At 75.5% G+C, this 16859-nt stretch carries 15 protein-coding genes and 1 tRNA gene; 11 read left to right on the top strand and 5 right to left on the bottom strand.

Features of this window, described 5'->3' with window-relative positions:
* The first annotated feature begins 63 nt into the window (after nucleotides 1-63).
* Nucleotides 64-3426: a BTAD domain-containing putative transcriptional regulator gene (locus tag ACI8AR_RS09635; protein WP_457050813.1), complete on the top strand. Its 3363-nt coding sequence runs from the start codon at nucleotides 64-66 to the stop codon at nucleotides 3424-3426.
* A gap of 838 nt (nucleotides 3427-4264) precedes the next feature.
* Here the strand turns inward: ACI8AR_RS09635 and ACI8AR_RS09630 are convergent.
* Nucleotides 4265-4349, bottom strand: a tRNA-Leu gene (locus tag ACI8AR_RS09630).
* Between the two features lie 120 nt (nucleotides 4350-4469).
* Here ACI8AR_RS09630 and ACI8AR_RS09625 point away from each other — a divergent pair.
* The 3 genes from ACI8AR_RS09625 to ACI8AR_RS09615 all read left to right on the top strand — a co-directional run bounded on the left by ACI8AR_RS09625 (nucleotide 4470) and on the right by ACI8AR_RS09615 (nucleotide 7775).
* A complete protein-coding gene (locus ACI8AR_RS09625; protein ID WP_457050812.1) occupies nucleotides 4470-5789 on the top strand; it encodes a M20/M25/M40 family metallo-hydrolase in 1320 nt (439 codons plus the stop codon).
* Nucleotides 5790-5958: 169 nt separating this feature from the next.
* The gene (locus ACI8AR_RS09620; protein WP_457050811.1) at nucleotides 5959-6765 is read left to right on the top strand and encodes an SDR family oxidoreductase; all 807 of its coding nucleotides are present in this window, start codon (nucleotides 5959-5961) and stop codon (nucleotides 6763-6765) included.
* Between the two features lie 56 nt (nucleotides 6766-6821).
* A complete protein-coding gene (locus ACI8AR_RS09615; protein ID WP_457050810.1) occupies nucleotides 6822-7775 on the top strand; it encodes an NADPH:quinone oxidoreductase family protein in 954 nt (317 codons plus the stop codon).
* Nucleotides 7776-7850: 75 nt separating this feature from the next.
* Here the strand turns inward: ACI8AR_RS09615 and ACI8AR_RS09610 are convergent, their stop codons facing one another.
* The gene (locus ACI8AR_RS09610; protein WP_387989578.1) at nucleotides 7851-8051 is read right to left on the bottom strand and encodes a DUF5703 family protein; all 201 of its coding nucleotides are present in this window, start codon (nucleotides 8049-8051) and stop codon (nucleotides 7851-7853) included.
* Between the two features lie 121 nt (nucleotides 8052-8172).
* Between ACI8AR_RS09610 and ACI8AR_RS09605 the strand changes: the two genes are divergently transcribed.
* Entirely contained in the window at nucleotides 8173-8436 is a 264-nt protein-coding gene (locus tag ACI8AR_RS09605) for a hypothetical protein (protein ID WP_457050809.1), read from the top strand.
* 128 nt (nucleotides 8437-8564) lie between these two features.
* Here the strand turns inward: ACI8AR_RS09605 and surE are convergent, their stop codons facing one another.
* Complete coding sequence (gene surE, locus ACI8AR_RS09600) at nucleotides 8565-9332, bottom strand: 5'/3'-nucleotidase SurE (protein WP_457050808.1); 768 nt, start codon at nucleotides 9330-9332, stop codon at nucleotides 8565-8567.
* A gap of 110 nt (nucleotides 9333-9442) precedes the next feature.
* Here surE and ACI8AR_RS09595 point away from each other — a divergent pair, with 110 nt between their 5' ends.
* On the top strand, nucleotides 9443-9931 hold the full coding sequence (locus ACI8AR_RS09595) for a hypothetical protein (RefSeq protein WP_457050807.1): 489 nt from the start codon (nucleotides 9443-9445) through the stop codon (nucleotides 9929-9931).
* Nucleotides 9932-9997: 66 nt separating this feature from the next.
* Complete coding sequence (locus ACI8AR_RS09590) at nucleotides 9998-10768, top strand: DUF2470 domain-containing protein (RefSeq protein WP_457050806.1); 771 nt, start codon at nucleotides 9998-10000, stop codon at nucleotides 10766-10768.
* Nucleotides 10769-10796: 28 nt separating this feature from the next.
* Here ACI8AR_RS09590 and ACI8AR_RS09585 read toward each other — a convergent pair whose 3' ends face one another.
* Both ACI8AR_RS09585 and ACI8AR_RS09580 read right to left on the bottom strand, forming a co-directional pair.
* Nucleotides 10797-12746, bottom strand: coding sequence for an AAA family ATPase (locus ACI8AR_RS09585; RefSeq protein ID WP_457050805.1), 1950 nt, complete (start codon nucleotides 12744-12746; stop codon nucleotides 10797-10799).
* A gap of 11 nt (nucleotides 12747-12757) precedes the next feature.
* A complete protein-coding gene (locus ACI8AR_RS09580) occupies nucleotides 12758-13738 on the bottom strand; it encodes an aldo/keto reductase (RefSeq protein WP_457044645.1) in 981 nt (326 codons plus the stop codon).
* A 178-nt stretch (nucleotides 13739-13916) separates the two neighbouring features.
* Between ACI8AR_RS09580 and ACI8AR_RS09575 the strand changes: the two genes are divergently transcribed.
* Genes ACI8AR_RS09575 through ACI8AR_RS09560 form a run of 4 tightly spaced genes read left to right on the top strand, consistent with a single transcriptional unit; the run spans nucleotide 13917 to nucleotide 16802 of the window.
* A complete protein-coding gene (locus tag ACI8AR_RS09575) occupies nucleotides 13917-14750 on the top strand; it encodes an undecaprenyl-diphosphate phosphatase (protein WP_457050804.1) in 834 nt (277 codons plus the stop codon).
* A gap of 18 nt (nucleotides 14751-14768) precedes the next feature.
* Nucleotides 14769-15455 carry a histidine phosphatase family protein gene (locus ACI8AR_RS09570; RefSeq protein WP_457050803.1) on the top strand — a complete coding sequence of 229 codons (687 nt, stop codon included), beginning with the start codon at nucleotides 14769-14771 and terminating at the stop codon, nucleotides 15453-15455.
* 35 nt (nucleotides 15456-15490) lie between these two features.
* Nucleotides 15491-16042 (top strand): DUF3090 family protein, encoded by a 552-nt coding sequence (locus tag ACI8AR_RS09565; protein ID WP_456938521.1) that lies wholly within the window; start codon nucleotides 15491-15493, stop codon nucleotides 16040-16042.
* Nucleotides 16043-16058: 16 nt separating this feature from the next.
* Nucleotides 16059-16802 (top strand): SCO1664 family protein, encoded by a 744-nt coding sequence (locus tag ACI8AR_RS09560; protein ID WP_457050802.1) that lies wholly within the window; start codon nucleotides 16059-16061, stop codon nucleotides 16800-16802.
* The last annotated feature ends 57 nt before the right edge of the window (nucleotides 16803-16859 follow it).

Below are 16859 nucleotides of genomic sequence, written 5' to 3'. Positions count from 1 at the left end.
GGTCGTGCGGCGGGTCGCGCGCGGTCGTGGTGGTGCCTGATCCGCGGTCCGGGGGAGCCGCACGTGGCACGGGACGCAGAACCGGTCGACCTGCAGGTGCGGATCCTGGGTCCGCTGCAGGTCCTCCGGGACGGGCGCGTCGTCCGGTTGGGAGGCCTGCGCCCGCAGGCGATCCTCGCCCTGCTCACCGTGCACGCCGGCCGGGTCGTCCCCCAGGAGCAGTTGATCGAGGAGGGCTGGAACGGGCGGCCGCCGCGGACCGCGCCGGCCGTCCTCCGCACCTACATCGCCCAGTTGCGGGCCGCCATGGAGCCGACCGGCGCCCGGCGTCCGGACGACGCTGCAGAGGCGACAGGCTCCGAGCAGTGGCACGTCCTGCTGACCCAGGGACCGGGCTACCTCCTGCAGATCAGCGGGGGACAAGTCGATGCACAGCGGTTCGGAGAGCTGGCCGGCGCGGGACGGCGCGCGCTGGCTGAGGGAGCTCCCGGGCAGGCGGCGGACCTGCTGGGCGAGGCGCTGGCGTTGTGGCGGGGACCGGCGTTGATGGGCCTGGCCGACCTGGGGGCACTGCGCGGCCACGCCCACCGGCTGAACGAGGACCGGTGGCAGGCGGTCGAGGACCGGATCGAGGCGGACCTGGCCTGCGGCCGACATGCGTCACTGGTGGGAGAGCTCCACGCCCTGGTCGAGGCCGAACCGCTGCGAGAACGACTGACCGGCCAGCTCATGCTGGCCCTCTACCGGTGTGGGCGACAGGTGTCTGCGCTGTCGGTCTACCAGTCGCTGCGCGGGCGCCTCACCGACGAGATGGGCGTGGTCCCGGGTGCGGACCTCCAGCGCCTCCAGCAGGCGATCCTCCGACACGACCCGCAGTTCCAGGCGGCACACACCCCTGTGGTCCGGCCGCAGGTGCCTCCGGCGCGGCGTTCCCAGCCTGATGCGACGCAGCTGTCCCCGCGCGGCGCCGCCGGCGTCGAGCCACGGACGGGCCGGGACCCGACACCGGCGACCTCGGGGGAGTGGCAGCTTCTCGGCCGGCGGGCGGAGATGTGCCGCCTGGAGGAGTTGCTCGCCTCCGGTGGCAGCGGGGTGGTGGTGGTGGGACCACCGGGAGTGGGCAAGTCACGGCTGTGCGCGGAGTTCGTCCGCAGGCGGTCGGAGGCCGGGCAGCCCACCATCCGGCTGTCGGCGACCAGCAGTGGACGGGAGATCCCGCTGGGGTGCATGGCCCACCTGGTCTCCTCGGCGGGGCCGGGCCGGGAGACCAGCCTCGTGCAGGGCGACCTGCTCCATGCGACGGTCAGCAGCATCATCGCGAGGACGACCGGACCCGAGCGACTGATCATCTTCCTCGACGACGCGCACCTCGCCGATCCCGCGACGATCACGGTGCTCGACCAGGTGGTCCGCGCGTCGAACGCCTTCCTGCTCGCGACGGAGCGCTGGCAGGACCGCGATCCGCTCGTCGACCTGTGGAAGAACAGGGTGATCGAGCGGATCGATCTCGACCCCCTGTCCGACGCCGACGTGAGCCAGTTGCTCGACGCGGCCCTGGGCGGTCCCTCCGAGGCCCGGACACGCAGCCGCATCCTCCGCCTGGCCAGCGGGAGCCCGCTGTATCTGCGCGAGCTCCTGGCGGGTGCGCTGTCGTCCGGAGCGCTGCAGCGGCATGCCGGCGAATGGACTTTCGGCAGGGAGTTCAGGCCCTCCGACCGGCTGCTGGACATCGTCGGAGAACGCCTCCGCGGCCTCGCACCAGGAGAGGCCGACGCACTGGAGGCCGTGGCGACCGCCGAGCCGGTTCCGCTGGAGGTGCTCGAGCGCGTCGCGGCCCCCGAGGCCATCCTGGGGCTCGAGGTGCACGGCCTGGTCCGGGTCGAGGAGGGAGCGGACGCAGTCCTGGTCCTGCCGGCCCATCCCATCTACGGCGAGGTGGTGCGGGCCCGCCTGCCCCGGCTGCGACGCCGACATGTCTCCGCCGGGCTCGCGCGGGCCTTCACCGACTCTCCTCTCGCGGAGGGGTTTGCGGTCCAGCACGCCGTCCTCTGCCTGGACGGCGGCGTCGCCGCCTCCCGGTCTCTGCTGGAGCTCGGCGCCCGACGAGCACAGGCGGGCGGGGACCACCGGCTTGCGTTGCGGCTCGCGCAGGCGGCGCTGGACGCCGGTGCCGGCACCCGGGCCGCCCTGATCGCGGCCGAGACAGCAGCCGCCCTGGGCCAGACGGACATCGTCGGTGGCTTCTATCGGCAAGCGGCGCAGTGGGCCGTCTCGGACGAGGACGACGCCGGGATCGTGATCAGCCAGGCTCGCGGCCGGCTCTACGACAACGACGCCCCCAGCGCCTTCCAGCTCATCGAGCGCGCACACCAGCGCCTGTCGGCCACGAGTTCGGGACCCGCTCTCCGGGTCGCCAGCGCCGAGCTCAAGGGGTTCACCGGGGAGTGGGCCGACGCGCGGGACCTCGCGCTCGCGCTGCAGTCGTCGGACGTACCGGTCGACATCGCCTTCGCAGCCGACTGCATCGCCGCATTCGCCGCCTCCTTCGCCGGCACCCACGCCACGGCGCTCGCCGCAACACGACGAGCCCGACAGGCCCTGACGGTCGGCCCGATCCCGCAGCCACAGTTCCTGCAGTGGCTGGAACTGGCCACGTACCAGGTGCGCGCCTTCGACGGGGGGATCGATCAGGCGGTGCGGGACGCTGCCGCCCACGCGGAGCGTTCTGCGGCTGGGATCGAGCACCCCGACTGGGCGGGCGTCTGGTCCTTCGGCGCGGCGGACTTCGCGTGCCTCACGGGATCGGTGACCGCCGAGACGAGGAAGCTCGCCGAGCAGGCGGTTCGTCTCCTCCGGCGTCGGGACGTGAGCAACGTCTACTCCCTCGCCGTCTCCGTCGCGGCCCTGACCGCAGCGATGGCAGGCGACACTGCCGAGGGGGACCGTTGGTTGGAGCACTACGACCGGGACCTGCGCGCCAGCGAGCAGAAGAGCACGGCACTCGCCGACCGCGCCCGGGCCTGGTTGCTGCTCCGCGCGTCCGGGCCGGATGCCGCCGCTCGCCACGCGATCCGTGCCGCCGCCCAGGTCATCCGGCACGTTCCCCTCTACGCGGCTCCGCTCCTCCACGACGCGGTCCGGTTCGGCCGCCCGGACGACGCCGTCGCCGGGCTGCAGGACGCGGCAGGCAGGCTCGACGCCCCTGTGTCGACGGCCATGGCGCACCACGGCCTCGCCGCGCTCGATCGAGACGTCGACCGGCTCCACGCCGTGGCGCGCGAGTTCACCAGGCTCGGCGCGCGGCAACTGGCCGCTGAGGCGCTCATGGCCGCCGACGCACTCGCCCCAGCAGCCGGACACGACGACGAGATCGCCGCACTGACCATGGAGGAGATCGTCGTGGCGCCGCACAGGACGGAACGGTGATGCCCGGACGCAGCGGCGCTCGACGGTGAGCCGGGACCTCGCGCGGAAGGGGCGGCTCTGCGGATCCTCCGCGGTGCGCGGCCAGGGTGCGCACATGTCTCTCCTCCGTCGCCTCGTTGTCGTCCTGATCAGCGCCACCGGCGCCGTGGGACTCGCGGCCGGCCTCTCAGACGCCACCGGGATCGCTCCTCGCGGGGACGTCGTGTCCGCAGCCGCCGCATGCGGTGTCACGACGAATCGGGAGACCCCGAATCGGGAGACCACACTGGTGGCGGATACCGAGAGGTCGGACTTCGCTCTCGCTCCCTAGGAACGCCCAGGTCGCGCGGTGCTGCTCCGCTCCCGGGTCGTCGACGTCGACGCCGGCACCGTGGCCCCGCTCCGTGCCTACCGGATGGTCCGTGAGCAGGTGTCACCCGGCCCGGTGCGGGACTCCGCGCTGGTGCTGAGCGGGCTCGACGGCACCCACCGCCATCCGGAGCGGTTCTCCCGCCGCTTCACCGCCCAGGTGGCCCGGGCGAGAGAGGCCTTGGGGAGGAGCAGTCACCGGTCATCCGGCTGCACGATCTCCGGCACACGCACGCCACGCTGCTGCTCGCCGACGCGTGCCGGTGGAGGTCGTGTCCGAGCGCCTGGGGCACGCCAGCGCCACCATCACGCTGACCGCCTACCGGTACGTCCACCCCGGCGTGGGACGGGAGGCCGCCGACCGCTTCGCGGCCCTGCTCGACGGCTGACCGGGGCCGCGCAGCATCACAGCGGTGTCACGAGGGCCTTGGGGGTCCGGACACGACAGCGCCCCGGGTCCCTGACCTGCAGGAACACCGGGGCGGTGCGGTGTCCGAGGGGGGACTTGAACCCCCACGCCCGATAAAGGGCACTAGCACCTCAAGCTAGCGCGTCTGCCATTCCGCCACCCGGACGAGTGCGAGGCCAAGACTACCCGACGCCCTGCGCGGCCCGGCACGGGTACCCCGCCGTGTCGCATCGCCCGGTCGTCCCGTGCCCATCGGAGGCGGGGGCGGGCCCGTAGTGTCGCCGGGGTGGAGAACCGAGGTCCCGTCCAGGCCCAGGCCGAGGTCGCCGAGCTGCTCAGCGAGCTGATCCGGATCGACACGACCAACACCGGTGACACCGCCACCAGCGCCGGCGAGCGGGTCGCCGCCGAGTGGGTCGCCGGCAGGCTGGACGAGGTCGGCATCGGTTCGCAGATCCTGGAGTCCGAGCGCGGGCGGGCCAGCCTCGTCGCCCGCATCCCCGGCGCCGACCGCAGCCGCCCGGCGCTGCTGGTCCACGGGCACCTCGACGTCGTGCCCGCCGACCCCGCCGAGTGGAGCCTGCACCCGTTCTCCGGCGAGGAGCGCGACGGCTACGTGTGGGGCCGCGGCGCCGTCGACATGAAGGACATGGACGCCATGGTCCTGGCGCTGGTGCGCGAGTGGGCCCGCACCGGCGTCCAGCCGCCGCGCGACGTCGTCCTCGCCTTCGTCGCCGACGAGGAGGCCGGCGGCCGGCTCGGCGCCCGCTGGCTGGTCGACGAGCACCCCGACCTGTTCGCCGACTGCTCCGAGGCGATCAGCGAGGTCGGCGGCTTCTCCATCACCGTCCGCGACGACCTGCGCCTCTACCTCGTCCAGACCGCGGAGAAGGGGCTGGCGTGGATGCGGCTGACCGCCGGTGGCCGGCCCGGGCACGGCTCGTTCGTCCACGACGACAACGCCGTCACCCGGCTGTGCCAGGCGGTCGCGCGGCTGGGCTCGACCCGGCTGCCCACCGTGCTCACCCCGCCGATGCGCCAGTTCCTCGCCGCGGTCGAGGAGGCCTACGGCATCGAGATCGACCCGGACGAGCCGGAGGAGGCGCTGGCCCGGCTGGGCAGCATCAGCCGGATGATCGGCGCGGCGCTGCGCAACACCGCCAACCCGACGATGCTCACCGCCGGCTACAAGACGAACGTCATCCCCGGGACGGCGAGCGCCACCGTCGACGGCCGCTTCCTGCACGGCCAGGAGGAGGAGTTCGAGCGGCAGCTGGCGAGCCTCGTCGGCGAGGGCGTCCAGCGCGAGTGGATCGTCCACGACCAGGCCGTGGAGACGACGTTCGACGGCCCACTGGTCGACATGATGGCCGAGGCGCTCACGGCCGAGGACGACGGCGCGCGGCCGGTGCCGTTCACCATGAGCGGCGGCACCGACGCCAAGAGCTTCGAGCGCCTGGGCATGCGCTGCTTCGGCTTCTCCCCGCTGCGGCTGCCCGCCGACCTCGACTTCGCCTCGCTGTTCCACGGCATCGACGAGCGGGTGCCGGTGGAGTCGCTGCGCTTCGGCGTCCGGGTGCTCGACCGGTTCCTCCGCGGCGTCTGACGCTCGGCACTCCGCAACGATCATGGCGCGGTGACGGCGACACGCCGTCGGACGTCGGCGTGTCGCCGTCACGGCGCCGTGATCGCGGGAACGGAACGGAGGGGCCGGTGGCGCGGGGACGGACGGGAGGGGCGGCGTCACGGGAGGGCGCCCGTGGTGTGATGCCGGGGTGACCTCTCCCACACCTCCCGCCCCGGGTTCCGTCGCGCTGATCACCGGAGGGACCGGCGGCTTCGGCCGCGCCCTCACCCAGAAGCTGCGCGAGCGGGACGTCACCGTCGTCGCCGCCGACCTCGACTCCGAGCGCAACCGGTCGGTGGCCGAGGAGCTCGGCGCGCACTTCGTCGCCCTCGACGTCACCGACCGCGCCGCCAACGAGGCCGTCGTCGCGCAGGTGGAGGCCGAGCACGGCCGGCTCGACGCCGCCTACCTCAACGCCGGCATCTCCGCCGCCAAGAGCGACGACGCCCTCGACCTCGACGAGTTCATGCGCGTGGTCGACATCGACCTGTTCGGCGTCGTCTACGGCGTGCAGGCCGCGCGCCCGGCGATCAAGCGGGCCGGCGGCGGCGCGATCGTGGTGACGGCGTCGCTGGCCGGCCTGTCGCCGATGCCCACCGACCCCGGCTACAGCGTGGCCAAGGGCGGCGCGATCGCGTTCGTCCGGTCGATGGCGCCGCGGCTGACCCGCGAGGGCATCACCATCACCGCGATCTGCCCCGGCTTCGCCGACACCGCGATCATCGACCGCATCCGGCACGAGTTCGAGGCCGCGGACTTCCCGGTCATCCCGGCCGCCGAGGTCGCCGACGCGATGGTCATGGCCTGGACCTCGGGGGAGCCCGGCGCCGCGTACGTCATCCAGCCCGGCGTCGGCACCGTGCCCTACAAGTTCAAGGGCGTGCCCAGCGCGAAGACCGCGACCGGCGAGACCGCCGTCGTCCCCGAGGCGCTGCGGCCGCCGTCCATGCTCTGACCGCTCTTGCCGGGGGCCGGTGACCGGCGTCACCCGGCCTCTGGCAGGGTCGGCGCATGCGTGCATGGCGGGTACACGAGCTCGGCGACCCCTCGGAGGTCATGCGGCTGGAGGACGTCGAGGAGCCGACCCCGGCCGAGGGCCAGATCAAGGTGCGCGTCCGCGCGGCGGCGCTGAACTTCCCCGACGTCCTCATGGCGCAGGGGAGGTACCAGGAGCGCCCGCCGCTGCCCTTCACGCCCGGCGTCGAGCTGTGCGGCGAGACCGAGGACGGGCGGCGGGTCATCGGCGGCCCGGCCGGCGGTCCCGGCGCCTTCGCCGAGTACGCGCTGATGAACGCCCGCGACGCCTGGCCGGTGCCGGACGGCCTGTCCGACGAGAAGGCCGCCGCCCTCCACCTGACCTACCAGACCGGGCACGTCGGCCTGCACCGCCGGGCGCACCTGCAGGCGGGGGAGTGGCTGCTGGTGCACGCCGGCGCCGGCGGCGTCGGCTCGGCGGCGATCCAGCTCGGCAAGGCCGCCGGCGCCAAGGTGATCGCCACCGCCGGCGGCGCGCACAAGGTCGAGGTCTGCCGCGAGCTCGGCGCCGACCACGTCGTCGACTACACGGCCGAGGACTTCGTCCCCGTCGTCAAGGAGCTCACCGGAGGCGAGGGCGCCGACGTCGTCTACGACCCGGTCGGCGGCGACGTGTTCGACAGGTCACGGAAGTGCATCGCCTTCGAGGGCCGGCTGGTCGTCGTCGGGTTCACCAGCGGGCGGATCCCCGAGGCGCCGGCCAACCACGCGCTGGTCAAGAACTACAGCGTCGTCGGCCTGCACTGGGGCCTGTACAAGAAGAAGGACCCGGCCGTGATCGGGCAGACCCACGACGAGCTGGTCCGGCTGGTCACCGCGGGCGCGATCGACCCGCTCGTCGGCCAGGTGCTGCCGCTGGACCGGGCGCCGCAGGCGCTGGCCGCGCTGGCCGACCGCGGCACCGTCGGCAAGGTCGTGCTCGTCCCCTGAGGACGCGACCCCTGAGGACACGACAGGGCGTGCTCCCCACCCCGGGGAGCACGCCCTGCGTCGTCTGCGAGCCGGCTAGGTGACCGGCATCGGCAGGTAGGACAGCCGCGCGCGGCGCCGCAGGACGACCTTGCGGGTGCCGTCCGCGTGTAGCTGGAGGCGGGCCAGCTCCCACCCGCCGACGTCGGATTGGAGGCTCAACATGGTCGCCGCTGCGGAACGGGACGTGCCCGGGGGGATCCGCAGCGGCGCGTACTCCCAGTCGGCGGCGTTCACCCGCCCGATGTTGCCACGGTGGACACCTGCTGGTCACCCGGGTGCCGGTCCCCGGACTGCCGCGGCCGGGGACCGGCGGCAGGATGGACGGCGACCCGATCCGCACCCGAGGGAGGACGACGTGACCGATCCCGGTTCCGCCACCGACGCCGACCGCGCCGAGCAGGAGGCCCTCCTCGAGCCCGCGGAACCCGCCGGGGCCGGCGACGCGGGACCGGTCGGCGACCTCGACGCGAACGAGGCCGACGCGCTCGAGCAGCAGCTGTCGACCGCGCCGGGCTCGGCCGGCCCGCTGCGCCCCGTCGGCGACGTCGACGCGAACGAGGCCGACGTGCTGGAGCAGGAGGCGGACGTCCCCTTCGACGACGAGGACCGCACCGTCTGACCGGGGGATCGTCCGTGGGGGCGAGCAGACCCCCGGCACGGCGATCGTGGCGACCACGCCCACCGGCGACCCACCACGCCGGCGGCGCTCGCCGCCTGGGCGCACGAGCAACTGCGCCCGCTGCTCGCTCAGGCGCCGTCGAGCCCCGGGTAGTCCGCCCCGGGCGCCTCGGCGGGCGGCCGCAGCAGGGTCACGGTGGCCCACCCCTCCTGCAGCAGGGCGTCGTCGGTGCCCGGCACCGGCCCGTCGGGGGTCTCGTGGAAGGTGAGCGTCACGAAGTCCTCGCCGGCCTCGCCGACCTCGACCTGCACCGCACCGAAGGTCGCCAGCCGGGCCGGGCACAGCCCGCGCAGCCGCTCCGGCGGGACGTCGGGGGCGTTGACGTTGACCACCACCGGCCCCGGCGCGTGCCCGAGGGTCCACCGCAGCGCCCGGCGGGCGACCTCCTCGGCGGTGGCCCAGGCGTGCGCCGCGGCCGGGTCGGCGGTGTCGGCCAGGGACACCGCCAGGGCCGGCAGCCCGTGGGTGGCGCCGGTCAGCGCGGCGCCCACGGTGCCCGAGTGCAGCACCGCCGTCCCGGTGTTGGGGCCCCGGTTGACGCCGGAGAGCACGATGTCCGGCCGCGGCCCGAACGCGCCGCGCACCCCGGCGAAGGCGATGAGCGCGGGGGAGGCCTCGACGGCCAGGGTGCGGACGGCGCCCCCGCCGGGCGGCGCGTGCTCCCGGACCGCCAGCCGGTTCCCCTGCAGCAGCGCGGTCAGCGAGGCGCTGGACCCGCTGTACTCCTGGTCGGGCGCGGCCAGCGTCACCTCCAGGCCCGCCTCCGCCGCCACGCGGGCCAGCAGGTGCACTCCCGGGCTGTCGATCCCGTCGTCGTTGGTCACCAGTGCGTGCACGCGGCCCCCTCCCGGTCGGGTCGGCGCCCCCGTGCCCCACGGGAGCGTCCGGCACACCCGTCCGGGGTGGCCGCGTCCCCGGAGGGGCACCCGCCCGGCATGCTCGGCGGGTGCCCCTCGTGCTCGTGTTCCTGCTCCTCGTCGCGCTCGTGCTGCCGCTGCTGGCCTGGTCGCTCGCCGGCCGCCGGTTCTGGGCGGACCTGCGCGGCCCGGGCACCCGCGACCTGCGCGCCGAGGTGGTCGCCCGGCACGGGCTGAGCGGCGCCGAGGCCGACAGCGTGCAGACGGCGGTGACCCGCGGCCGGCCGGTGGACGACGCGCGGCTGCGCCCGGCGGCGGCCGACTGGGCCGGCACCACCCTCACCGTCCTCGACGAGCAGCGCGCCGCGCACGCCGGGCGCGACCGCGCCGCCTCCGTCGTCCTCGGCCTGGCCGGGCTGTGCCTGCTGGCCGCGGTGGTGCTGGCCGTCGTGCTCGACGCGGGCGGGGTGGTCTACCTGCTGGTGGTGCTCGCCGCGGGGACGATCGGCAACCTGGCGCTGCTCCCGGCGACGGTCCGGCGCAACCTGCGGCGGGCGCGCACCGCCAACGGCGGATGACGTTCCGCTTCCCCTCCGCCGGTGGGTGTGGTTAGGCTTCCCTTACCGTCGTCTCGAGGGGGAGCCATGACCACCTGCCCGGGTCCTCCAGCGCTCTCCGTCGCCGGCGCCCCCGAACGGGCCCGCACCGCCGCGACCCGCAGTGCCGCGGCGCTGTGCGTCGCCGGCCGCGAGCCGAGCCGCCCCCTCGCGCACGCCACCACCGCCGCCGGGCAGGTGCTCGTGCTGGTCCCCGCCGACGGCGAGGTCGCCGCCGCCCTCGAGGCCGCGCCGGACCGGGACGTGTCGGCGCTGCTGATGGTCAGCGACCGCGCGCCGGTGCCGCTGCGCGACCCGGTGCGGGCGACCCTGTGGCTGGCCGGCTGGCTCACCCCGGTGCCCGAGGTCGACCGGCGCGCGGCCGCGGTGGCCTTCGCCGAGGTCCGGCCCGAGGGCGCGCTGCTCGACGTCGGGACGTCGGCCGCGCTGCTGCGGGTGGACCTCGCCGAGGTCGTGCTGCGCGAGAGGGATGCGTGCGCCGAGGTCTCGCCGGGCGAGTTCGCCGCCGCCCGCCCCGACCCGCTCGCCGCCGTCGAGGCGCGGATGCTGCAGCACCTCGACCGCGACCACCCCGACGTGCTCGCCGTCCTGCGCAGCCGGGTGCCGGCCGGGCCGGGGGAGACGGTGCGCCCGCTGGGCGTCGACCGGTTCGGCTACCGGCTGCGGGTGGAGCGGCCCGGCGGGCACCGCGACGTCCGGGTGCCCTTCCCGCGGCCGCTGACCTGCCCCGGTCAGCTGCGCGCGGCGACGTCGCAGCTGCTGTGCGCCCTGCGTGCGGGCCTCGCCCGCCGCGACTGAACGCCGTCCGCGCGCGCGAGGGGGCCGGTCAGGCGTCCAGGTTCTCGCGCAGCAGCCGGGCCAGGCGGGTGCGCCGCGGGCGGACGTCGACCTCCCGCACCGCCCGCGCCAGCGCCGCGCCCGACGCGTGCACGATCGACAGGTGCTGCTGCGCCCGGGTGAGCGCGGTGTAGACCAGCGGCCGCGACAGCATCCCGCCCGCCTCCGGCGGCAGCACCACGACGACGCCCGGCCACTCCGAGCCCTGCGCGCGGTGCACGGTGATCGCCCACCCGTGCCTGAGGTCGGGCAGCGCGTCGCCGGTCACCGTCACCGGGCCGGAGGAGAAGTCGACGGTCAGCGAGCCCTCGCCGGTGCCGGTGACCACGCCGACCTCGCCGTTGGCGAACCCGATCGGCTCGAGGTCGAGGTGGTTGGCGGTGGCCACCACCCGGTCGCCGACGTCGAAGCCGAACACCGTGCCGTCGCCGGGGTTGAGCCGCTCCTTGAGCGCCTTGTTCAGCTCGATGGTCCCGGCCGGCCCGCGGTGCACCGGCGTCACCACCTGCACGTGGCGCGGGTCGATCCCCAGCGCCCGCGGGATCGAGTCGGTGACCAGCTGCACCACCCGCCGGGCGGCCTCGCCGCTGCCCGTGGCGGGCACCACCACCACCTCGCGGTCGGGGGAGTCCACCGGCGGCAGCTGCCCGCTGCGCACCGCCGACGCCAGCCGGGCGATCGCGCCGCCCTCGGCCTGCCGGTAGAGCGTGGTCAGCTCGGTCACCGGGACGACGCCGGAGTCGATGAGGTCGCCGAGCACGTGCCCGGGGCCGATCGAGGGCAGCTGCGCGGGGTCGCCGACCAGCAGCAGGTGGGTGCCGTCGGGGCAGGCCTCGATCAGCGCCGCGGTCAGCTCGACGTCGAGCATCGACGCCTCGTCCACCACCACGACGTCGGCGTCCAGCGGCCACTCCTCGTTGCGGGCGAACCCGCCGCCGAAGCCCTGCGCGCCGAGCAGCCGGTGCACGGTGACCGCGGGGTGGTCGGTGAGCTCCTCCAGCCGCTTGGCCGCCCGGCCGGTGGGCGCGGCCAGCGCGACCTCGGTGCCCTTGGCCCGCAGCAGCCGCACGATCGCGGCCACGGTGCGGCTCTTGCCGGTGCCCGGGCCGCCGGTGAGCAGCGAGACGCCGGCGCCGAGCACCTGCGCCACGGACTGCTTCTGCGCCTCGTCGAGCCCCTTGGACACCGACCGGACGGCGGCCGGGTCGGCGATCCGCTCGGCGGTGGCGGCCAGCCGGGCCACGCCCTCGGCGACGGCCTCCTCGGCCATGCCGAACCGGGCCAGCGACAGCATCCGCAGCGCGGGGTCCGGCTCCGGCGGCTCCTCGTCGGAGGACTCGTCCCACTCCGGCTCCGGCGGCTCGTGGTCGAGCACCTCGCCGGACTCGACCGCCGCGACGATCGCCGCCGCCGGGTCGCTGACGCCCTCGGCGCGCAGGGCGGCCACGACCAGGTCGGCGGGCAGCACGGTGTGCCCGTCGCGGCTGGCCGTCCGCAGGGTCATGACGACGATCGCGCGGCCGCGGCGGGAGTCCTGCCGGTCGGCGCCGGGCAGCAGCGAGATCGCCAGCCGGTCGGCGTCGGTGAGGGTGACGCCGTGCAGGCCCAGCAGCGCCCACGGGTCGTCGCGCAGCCGCCGCGCGGCGTCGTCGCCGAGGGCGTCGGCGGCCGAGGACGCCAGCTTCGCCTCCAGCCCGGCCCGCACCAGCAGCTCGACCACGCCGTAGGTGGGCTGGGCCGACAGGAACGAGGAGAACAGCCGCTCGGCGCGCTGCTTGCCGACCCGCGGCATCTTGAGCAGCTTCGCGGCGGTGACGTCGTCGGGGGAGGTGATGCCGGCGGCGGGCAGCTCGGCGGCCGCCCGCCTGCCCAGGCCCGGCCACAGGCCGGCGGCGACGAAGGCGGCGAAGACGGGGTCGGGGGCGGGAGCGGTGCTCACGGAGGTCGTCGTCATCGGGCGGTGCGCTGGTCCGGGTAGGAGAAGTGCGGCGCGGAGACGTCCTCCAGCGCCGTGCGGATGGCCGCGGGCAGCCGGACGCTCTCGGCGTCGAGCGAGGCCTGCAGCTGGACGGCGGTGCGCGCGCCGACGACGGGCGCGGCGACGCCGGGACGGTCGCGCACCCAGGCCAGCGCCACCGCCAGCGGGGTGGTGCCCAGGCCGTCGGCGGCGGTGGCGACCGCCTCGACGATCCGGTCGGCGGTGGCCGAGCGCAGGTCGTCGACGAACCCGGCCCACTGCGGCGAGGCCCCGCGCGACTCCGGCGGGGTGCCGGTGCGGTACTTGCCGGTGAGCAGCCCCCGGCCCAGCGGGGACCAGGCCAGCACGCCCAGGCCCAGCGCCTCGGCGGCGGGCACGACCTCCCGCTCGACGCCGCGCTGCAGCAGCGAGTACTCGACCTGGGTGCTCACCAGGGGCGTCCGGCCCGGCCAGGCGCGCTGCCAGGTGGCGGCCTGCGCGGTCTGCCAGCCGGTGTAGTTGCTCACGCCGACGTACCGGACGCGGCCGCTGGCGACGGCGGCGTCGCAGGCGGCGAGGGTCTCCTCGACGGGGGTGTGGTCGTCCCAGGCGTGCAGCTGCCACAGGTCGACGTGGTCGACGCCCAGGCGGGCCAGCGACGCGTCCAGCGCGGCCAGCAGGTGCCCGCGGGAGGCGCCGCGGCCCAGCGGCCCGGGCCCGGTGCGGCCCACGGCCTTGGTCGCGACGAGCACCTCCGACCGCGGGACGACGTCGGCCAGCAGCCGGCCCAGGGTCCGCTCGCTGTCGCCGTCGCAGTAGACGTCGGCGGTGTCCACGAGCGTGCCGCCGGCGTCGACGAACGCGGTGAGCTGCAGCGCCGCCTCGTCCTCGTCGGTGTCCCGGCCCCAGGTCATGGTGCCCAGCGCCAGCCGGGAGACGACCAGGCCGCTGCGTCCCAGCGCCCGTTGTTCCACGACCGGCCAACCTACCGTCGCGGACCGACACCGGCCGGTGGGCGCGGCGGTGTGAGGACGGCGACCCGCGTGGTGCCCGCCCCCGCCCCGGCGACCCGACCTAGGCTGTCCTCCCGTGCTCCGACCGAACCCGCGCACCGCGTCCCGCCCGACCCCCGGAACCCGGGGCTGAGCGGCGGTGGGGTGGTTCGAGGCCGTCGTCCTGGGGCTGGTGCAGGGGCTCACCGAGTTCCTGCCGATCTCCTCCAGCGCGCACCTGCGCGTCGTCGGGGAGGCCGCGGGCTGGGGTGACCCGGGGGCGGCGTTCACCGCGATCACGCAGATCGGCACCGAGGCCGCGGTGCTCCTCTACTTCCGCAAGGACATCGCGCGGATCGTCGTCGCCTGGCTGCGGGCGCTGCGGCACCGGTCGCGGCGGTCGGACCCCGACGCCCGCACGGGCTGGCTGATCATCGTCGGCAGCATCCCGATCGTGGTCCTCGGCCTGCTGTTCCAGGACGACATCGAGACGACGTTCCGCGACCTGCGGATCGTGGCCATCTCGCTGGTCGCGTTCTCGCTGGTCCTGTACTGGGCCGACCGGGTCGGCCGCAAGAAGCGCGAGCTGGCCGACCTCAGCGTCCGCGACGGGCTGCTGTTCGGCCTGGCCCAGGCGATGGCGCTGGTGCCGGGCGTGTCCCGCTCCGGCGGCACGATCACCATGGGCCTGTTCCTCGGCTACACCCGCGCGGCCGCCGCCCGGTACTCGTTCCTGCTGGCCATCCCGGCGGTGCTCGGGTCCGGCTTCTTCCAGGTCTACGAGGCGCTCACCGGCGACGTCGCGGGGGAGACCGTCTCCTGGGGGCCGACGATCCTGGCCACGGCCATCGCGTTCGGCGTCGGCCTGTCGGTGATCGCCTGGCTGCTGCGCTACCTCGACCGCGGCACGTTCACGCCGTTCGTCGTCTACCGCGTGGTGCTCGGCCTGGCCCTGCTGGCGCTGGTCGGCGCCGGGGTGCTCGCCCCGCGCTAGCGCCTAGGCTCGGACGTCGTGACCACCGTCATCCTCCTGCGGCACGGCCGGACGACGGCGAACGCCGGCGGCGTGCTGGCCGGCTGGACCCCGGGCGTGCGGCTCGACGAGACAGGGGAGGAGCAGGTGGCCGCGGTGGGCCGGCGGCTGGCGCCGGTGCCGCTGGCCGCGGTGGTCAGCAGCCCGCTGGAGCGCTGCCGGCAGACCGCCGAGGCCGTCCTCGCCGACCGCGGCCTGGAGCTGCAGGCCGACGACCGGCTCGGCGAGGCCCGCTACGGCGACTGGACCGGCCGGCCGCTGAAGGAGCTGGTCGAGGACCCGATGTGGAAGGTCGTGCAGCAGCACCCCTCCGCCGCGGTCTTCCCCGGCCCGGAGGGGGAGGGGCTGGCGCAGACCCAGGCCCGCGCGGTGGCCGCCGTCCGCGAGTGGAACGCCCGGCTGGGGCCCGACGCGGTGTGGCTGGCGTGCAGCCACGGCGACGTCATCAAGGCCGTCCTCGCCGACGCCCTCGGCCTGCACCTGGACGCCTTCCAGCGGATCGTCGTCGACCCGGCGTCGATCTCGGTCGTCACCTACACCGAGACCCGCCCGTTCGTCGTCCGGATGAACGACACCGGCGGCGACGTCGCGGCACTCCTCCCGAAGGAGGGGACGGCCGACTCCGACGCCGTGGTGGGCGGCGGGGCCGGGGCGGCCACGACCTGAACGCAACCGTCCGCCTCCCCGCGTAACCTGGGCGCGTGCCTCGCCAGGTCTTCCGCTTCGACCGCCCGTCCCGGTTCGTCGCCGGCACGGTGGGCCAGCCCGGGGACCGCACCTTCTACCTGCAGGCGTCCGACGCCGAGGGGCGCGTGGTCAGCGTCGCGCTGGAGAAGTCGCAGGTGCAGGTCCTCGCCGAGCGCATGGACGAGCTGCTCGACGAGATCGCCACCCGCCCCGGCACCGCCGTCCCCGCCACCGCCGACGTCGACGACCTCGAGCCGCTCACCGCGCCCGTCGACGAGGAGTTCCGCGTCGCGGCCATGGGCCTGGCCTGGGACGGCGAGGCGCAGGCCGTCGTCGTCGAGGCCGTGGCCGCCACCGACGAGCCGGTCGACGAGGAGACGATCCTGTCCGACGCCGAGGAGGGCCCCGACGCGCTGCGGGTGACCATCACCCCCGGCGCCGCCCGCTCGTTCGTGGCCCGCGCCCGCCGCGTCGTCGCCGCCGGCCGGCCCTCGTGCCCGCTGTGCTCGCTGCCGCTGGACCCGACCGGGCACGTCTGCCCCCGGCAGAACGGCTACCGCCGCTGATCCCCGGACGACGGCGATGAGCGAGCCCGCGCAGGACCTCCGCGCCCCGGCCACCGCCGCCGAGGCGCGCGCCCTGCTGCGCGAGGGTGAGATCGACGTCGAGGGCCGCATGCTCGACGCGAGCAACGTGACCCTGTTCGGCACCGTCCGCACCGGCACGCTCGAGGCCGAGTGCGTCTACAAGCCGGTCGCCGGCGAGCGGCCGCTGTGGGACTTCCCCGACGGCACCCTCGCCGGGCGCGAGGTGTCGGCGGCCCTGGTCAGCGAGGCCACCGGCTGGGACGTCGTCCCGCCGACCGTGCTGCGGGAGGGCCCGTTCGGACCCGGCATGGTGCAGCTGTGGATCGACGGCGACCCGGGCGTCGACCTGGCCGCGTTCGTCCGCTCCGACCACCCGGGCCTGCGCCGCATGGCGGTGTTCGACGCCGTCGTGAACAACGCCGACCGCAAGGGCGGGCACATCATCCCGACGGCGTCGGGCCACGTGTACGGCGTCGACCACGGCATCTGCTTTTCGACCGACCCGAAGCTGCGCACCCTGCTGTGGCGCTGGGCGGGCAAGCCGCTGCTGCTGGAGGCGCTGGCGGTGCTGGAGCGGCTGGCCGACGACCTGCGCGGCGACCTCGGCGAGGCGCTGCACGAGCACCTGACCCGCCGGGAGGTCCGGTGCACGCAGCAGCGGGTGGCCGAGCTGCTGCGCACGCAGGTGCACCCCGAGCCGTCGGGGGACTGGCCCGCCCTGCCCTGGCCCCCCTTCTGACCCGCCGCGGCGACGGTGTGCGCCGACGCCGCATCCCGGGCGCCGGAACGCGGCCTC

This window comes from Geodermatophilus sp. SYSU D01036, assembly GCF_054050435.1.
This window is presented reverse-complemented; position numbering and strand designations above follow the sequence as displayed.